The organism is Actinoplanes sp. NPDC051633, from assembly GCF_040681735.1.
GTDB lineage: Bacteria > Actinomycetota > Actinomycetes > Mycobacteriales > Micromonosporaceae > Actinoplanes.
The window spans coordinates 1-5,370 of record NZ_JBFAZH010000524.1 but is presented as its reverse complement, the minus strand read 5'-3'; the positions used below and the strand labels follow the sequence as shown (position 1 = coordinate 5,370).

6 protein-coding genes and 1 pseudogene are annotated in these 5,370 nt (G+C 72.1%); 5 read left to right on the top strand and 2 right to left on the bottom strand.

The window, feature by feature from the left end; all coding sequences use genetic code 11:
* The first annotated feature begins 156 nt into the window (after positions 1–156).
* The 3 genes from AB0M20_RS25650 to AB0M20_RS25640 are packed head-to-tail and all read left to right on the top strand — an operon-like array spanning position 157 to position 1,536.
* Positions 157–621, top strand: coding sequence for a hypothetical protein (locus AB0M20_RS25650; RefSeq protein ID WP_364302306.1), 465 nt, complete (start codon positions 157–159; stop codon positions 619–621).
* 7 nt (positions 622–628) lie between these two features.
* A complete protein-coding gene (locus AB0M20_RS25645) occupies positions 629–1,066 on the top strand; it encodes a PPOX class F420-dependent oxidoreductase (RefSeq protein ID WP_364302304.1) in 438 nt (145 codons plus the stop codon).
* Positions 1,063–1,536: a GNAT family N-acetyltransferase gene (locus tag AB0M20_RS25640; RefSeq protein ID WP_364302302.1), complete on the top strand. Its 474-nt coding sequence runs from the start codon at positions 1,063–1,065 to the stop codon at positions 1,534–1,536. Before AB0M20_RS25645 ends, AB0M20_RS25640 begins: the two co-directional genes overlap by 4 nt.
* Here AB0M20_RS25640 and AB0M20_RS25635 read toward each other — a convergent pair.
* Positions 1,533–1,958, bottom strand: coding sequence for a protease inhibitor I42 family protein (locus AB0M20_RS25635; protein WP_364302300.1), 426 nt, complete (start codon positions 1,956–1,958; stop codon positions 1,533–1,535). The genes AB0M20_RS25640 and AB0M20_RS25635 overlap by 4 nt on opposite strands.
* A 143-nt stretch (positions 1,959–2,101) precedes the next feature.
* On the opposite strand from AB0M20_RS25635, the gene AB0M20_RS25630 reads away from it, so the two are divergent.
* The gene (locus AB0M20_RS25630) at positions 2,102–4,177 is read left to right on the top strand and encodes a carboxypeptidase-like regulatory domain-containing protein (RefSeq protein WP_364302298.1); all 2,076 of its coding nucleotides are present in this window, start codon (positions 2,102–2,104) and stop codon (positions 4,175–4,177) included.
* Here the strand turns inward: AB0M20_RS25630 and AB0M20_RS25625 are convergent.
* On the bottom strand, positions 4,142–5,065 hold the full coding sequence (locus AB0M20_RS25625) for an EamA family transporter (RefSeq protein WP_364302296.1): 924 nt from the start codon (positions 5,063–5,065) through the stop codon (positions 4,142–4,144). The genes AB0M20_RS25630 and AB0M20_RS25625 overlap by 36 nt on opposite strands.
* A gap of 69 nt (positions 5,066–5,134) precedes the next feature.
* On the opposite strand from AB0M20_RS25625, the pseudogene AB0M20_RS25620 reads away from it, so the two are divergent.
* Positions 5,135–5,370, top strand: a pseudogene (locus tag AB0M20_RS25620) (AraC family transcriptional regulator); the annotation flags it as partial.

The following is a 5,370-nucleotide window of genomic DNA, read 5'->3' as shown; positions in this document are numbered from 1 at the left end:
ACAGATCAACAAGGACGTCGCCCTGCGGAACGCCGACCCGTCGTACGATCCGCGCTGGGCGTTCCTCGGCGCCGGGCCGAGCCCGGCGTTGCGGGACTATCTGACCAAGGCCGGGATCATCTTCACCGAGACCAGCTGACCTGCGGAAGGCGAGACGTGACGGATTCGAGCAGGGTCGACGAGGCACGATCCGGGCTGCCGGACTGGGCGGCCGACCTCCGGGACAACTTCGACTCCGTCATCGAGGTCGTCGGCGCGCCTCCCGGCGAGGCCGACAGCGACCCCGTCTCGGTCCTTCCGTACCTGCAGAGCTACATCAACGAGCTGCCGCTCGAGGAGTTCGAGAACAGCGACTGGGCGACCCTGCACACCGACATCGTGTCGTTTCTGGCCCGCGTGATGGCCGTCGACCGGCGTGCCACCTGGCAGGTCCGGGAGGCGCCGAACTCCCCGCGCGGCTACCGGTACGTCCTGCGCGCCACCGATGCCCAGGGCAACGCCCACGACGTCGACCCGTTCGAGGTGGTGGCGCAGGAGTTCCAGCGCCGCCCGATCGACGTGGCCCGCATGGTCGCCGACACCGAGCTGTCCCTCGGCGCCACTCCCATCGACAACAACTGAGGCTGCGATGAGCGACTTCGATCCCCGGGCTCTGCTCGCCGAGAGCCGCATCGGCGTGCTGGCAACTATCAAGGCCAGTGGCCTGCCGCAGCTCTCGCCGGTGACGCCGTTCTACGACCGGGAGGCCGGCCGCATCTACGTCTCGATCACCGAGGGCCGCGCCAAGACCGCCAACCTGCGCCGCGACCCGCGTGCCGCCCTCGAGGTCACCCGCTCCGACGGCTGGGCGTGGGCCACCGCGGAGGGCCCGGTCGAGCTGATCGGGCCGGGCGCCGATCCGCAGGGACCGGAGGTCGAGGCGCTGGTCGACTACTACCGCCGGGCTGCGGGCGAGCACCCGGACTGGGACGAGTACCGCTCGGTGATGGTCTCCGACCGCCGGGTGCTGCTGGTCCTGACGGTCGACCACGTCTACGGCGAAGACGTCCGCGCGACCGCCGAATGATCGAGCTCCGGCCCGCCCGGCCCGCCGACACCGACGCGGTCGCCGCGGTCTGGGCGGCCGCCTGGCGCGACGGTCATCTGGGCCACGTCCCGGAGGAGCTGGTCGTCGTGCGCACCGAGAAGTCGTTCCGGCCGCGCGCCGCCGACCGGATCCCGGGCACCACCGTCGCCGAGGTGGACGGTGTGGTGGCCGGGTTCGTGACGGTGGCGGACGACGAGGTGGAACAGGTCTTCGTCGCCGCGCAGCACCGGGGCAGCGGCATCGCCGGCCGGCTCCTCGCCGAGGGGGAACGGCAGGTCGCGGCGGCCGGTCACAGCGCCGCCTGGCTGGCCGTGGTGTCCGGCAACGCCCGCGCGCGCCGCTTCTACGAGCGGTCCGGCTGGCTCGACGAGGGCGAGTTCGAGTATCGGGCCGAGCACGACGGCACCACCATCGGCGTGCCCTGCCATCGCTACGTGAAGCGGTTCTAGGAGACCGTCACCGCGATCTCGACCGGGTCGGCCGGGCCGCGATCGGACATCGGCTCGCAGTTCGGCGGCCGGGAGCGATAGCAGTACTGCAGCGTGAGCTCGGTTGCGCCGGCCGCGGCCGTGCCGAAACGCCAGGTCATGGTGCCGCCGCAGCCGGGCTTGTCACATTCGGAGTCGTACTGGTCGCCCTCGTCGGTCAGCACGGCCCGGTCGGGCGGCGTGACGAGGAACCATCCGTCGCCGATCGAGTGGTTCACCTCGCCGAGGTCGACGACCAGCTTCTCCCCCAGCGGGACGGTCACCGCGCCGGATCGCGTACCCGTGACGTGCGTGCCCTCGTCGACCACCTTGACCACGGTCTCGTCGGCGCCGCACCCACCCAGCGCCAGCAACAGTCCGACAACGACAGCGAATCTCGACATACCAGCAAGGTAGGGCCCCGGACCGCGGTCCCACCTCACCAGAACGGGCCACGATCCGGGACCGGCCGCCCCACCGGGAGCGGCGTCGGGCAGTACCCTCCCTTGTGGATGATGCGACATCGACACACGGGGAGCTGATCGCCTTGATCCGCCGGATAATCGCGGCCGCCACGGCCGGACTCTTGATCATCGGCGGGTGGGCGAACCCCGTCCGCGCCGCCGCGGCCGGCGTCGTCACGGGCACGATCAGCGGGACGGTGACGGCGTCGTCCGGCGGTCCGGCCACCGACTTCTATCTGACCGCGTACCCGGTGGACGGCACCGGGCTCGTCCGCGGCGACACGTTCGACGGCGGGCGATACTCGATCAGCGTGCCCGCCGGGCAGTGGCGGGTCGCCGTCGAGACCGAGATCACCGGCTTCCAGTACGTGCCGCAGGTGACGCGGCTCGAGGACGGCGCGGTGTTCACGGTCGCGACGGGGCAGACGACCGTCGTCGACGAGACGCTGCTGCCGCGGGGCGCGATCCAGGGCACGCTGAAGTACAGCGGCGGCCGGCCGGTGACCGACCGCGTCGTGAAGGTCTGGCAGGACGACACGGTCGTCGAGACGCAGTACTCCGGGGACGACGGCAGCTACTACTTCGGCGGCCTGGAACCGGGCGTGTACCTGGTCTCCTGGGAGAACCCCGACCGCAGCGACACGTACGTCCCGGGCACCGTGCATCGCGATCAGGCCGAGCGCATCACCGTGCGGGCCGGCGAGGTGACCACGGCGAACACCCGCGACGTCGAGTCCGCCGCCCTGAGCGGCACGCTGACCACGCCGGACGGCACGCCGGTGGTGAACGCCTTCGTCACCGTGAAGGCGGTGGCCGGCGGCAGGTCGTACGGGGACGTCACCGGCCGGGACGGCACCTGGGCGGTCAACGGCATCGACCCGGAGAACTACCGGGTGTCCTTCTGGAACCTCGCCAGCGACCTCACCCAGTACGCGTACGGGCAGGCCACCGCCGAGCAGGCACACGTGTTCACGCTGACGCCCGGCTCGGCCACGGTCGTCGACGACACCTGGGTGCTCGGCAGCACGCTGCGGGTCACGGCGACGGACAAGGCGACCGGCGGTCCGGCCGCACACTTCTGCGTGTCGGTCGGCAATGCGACCGGCTACTGCACGGACGGCGCGACGGTGACCATTCCCGGGCTGACGGCCGGGCCGACCACGATTCGGGTGAACCCCGAGAGCAGCAGCGACCACCTGCCCAGCGGCCCGGTGCCGGTGACGGTGGCCGACGGCGGCCGCACGGACGTGACCGTGCCACTCGACGAGGGCGGCCGGGTCAGCGTCGAGGTCGTCGACCGGGCGACGGGCACCGGGCAGAAGCAGTGGTGCGTCGTGCTCGCGACGCCGGGCGAGGGCGGCGTGCCCGACGGGAGGCACCAGGGCTGCACCTACAAGAACGGCAAGCTCACGACGTACGCGGCGCCGGCCGGCACGTACCAGATGTTCGTCTACTCGACCAACGCCCGGGGCCTGGGCGCGCAGTGGGTCGGCGAGAGCGGCGGCTCCGGCGACCAGAAGGAGGCCGTGAAGTTCAAGGTGAAGACCGGCAGGACCACGAGGTTGCCGCGGGTGCTGCTGGATCCGGGCGGGGACATCCGGGGCACGGTACGGAATCCCGCGGGCGCGCCGCTGGCCAAGGTCAATGTCGGCGTCAACGCGTGGCCGCTGGACACCACGCCGCCGTTCTTCGAGAGCTTCCCCGACGGCAGCTTCCGGGTCTATTCACTCGGCCCGTACCCGTGGCCCCTGATCTTCACCCCGAAGGACGGCTCCGCGCCGCGGCAGCTGCCCGGCCCGACGGGCAACCGCTTCCAGGCCGAGACGGTCACCGTGCTGCCGGGAACGGGCGCGACCTACGACATGACGCTCTCCGCGGGGAGCCGGCTGACCGGCACGATCACGGTGGGGCCCGGGCAACCGTCGTTCACCGGGGGCCGGATCACCGCGGTGAACGCGGCGACCGGTGACGAGCTGGCCGTCGCCGACTTCACCGGGCAGGGCGGCACCTACGACATGTCGATCATCGGCGGCGGCGCGGTGCTCCTGCGCTGGACCCTGACCGGCGGGGCGGGCGGCACGGTCGCCTCGGGCGCATGGGACGACAAGGTGTCGATCCCCAAGTCAGGTACGAAGACGCTCGACCTCACGATCGGCTGAGCCCGAATCGGCTGCGCTTGACGCGGAGGGCGGCTGGGCCCGGACAGGCGCCAGCACGATCAGGGCCACCCCGGCCGCGATGACCGCGGTGGCCAGGATCGTCCGCGCGGTCAGCGGCTCGTTGAGCATCCACCAGCCGAGCAGGACCGCCACGACGGGGTTCACGAAGGCGTAGGTGCCGGCGATCCGCGGCGCGACGTGGTCGAGCAGCCAGGTGTACGCCGTGTAGGCGACCAGGCTGCCGAACACGATGAGGTAGCCCACCGCGAGCGCGGCCCGGCCGGTCACGTCGATCCGCGTCCACTCGCCGGTGACGCCGGAGAGCACGGTGAGGATGGCGCCCGCGCACAGCATCTCGATGGCGCTCGCCATCAGCGCCGAGGCCGGTCGGGGCGCGTGCCCGGCGTAGACGGTGCCCAGCCCCCAGCACAGCGCGCCGGCCAGCGCGACCCCGATCGCCACCGCGTCGCCGCCACCGGCCGGGCGGGCCAGCACGGCCACCCCCGCGAAGCCGGCGAGCAGGCCCAGGGCCACCGGCCAGGTGATCCGTTCCCCGTCGGTGAAGCGCCGGCCCAGCACGATCCACAGCGGGATGCTCGCCAGGAAGAGCGCGGTGACGCCGGACGAGAGCCACTGCTCGGCCCACGCCGCGCCACCGGTGCCGGCGGCCGGCAGCAACAGGCCCTGGATCGCGCCGGCCCGCCACTGCGGGCGGTCCGGGTTCGGCATCCGCCGATACCGGCACCACGCGTAGAGCAGCGCGCCGGCGACCAGGAAACGGATCGCGTTCATGGTCAGCGGGGGCAGGCCCTCGAGCCCCACCTTCTGCGCGAGGTACGTGGAGCCCCAGACGACGTACACGATCAGTAGCGGTCCCAGGAAGGTCATGCCTTCCCCGTACCCGCTCCCGGTTGGCAGATTTGCCACGCAGGCCGCAGTTCGTGCCATCATGGGCTCATGACCGTAGATGTGGCCGTCGTCGTCGCCGAGCCGGTGGCCGCCTTCGAGCTGGGCATCGCCAGCGAGATCTTCGGCCTCCCGCGGGCCGACCCGGAGCTGCCGCGCTACCGGTACGCGGTCTGCGCGGCGACGCCCGGGCCGCTGCGCACCTCGACGGGTTTCCTGATCACGCCGGACGCCGACCTCGACCGCCTGGACCGGGCCGACCTGATCATCGTGACCGGGGCGTCACC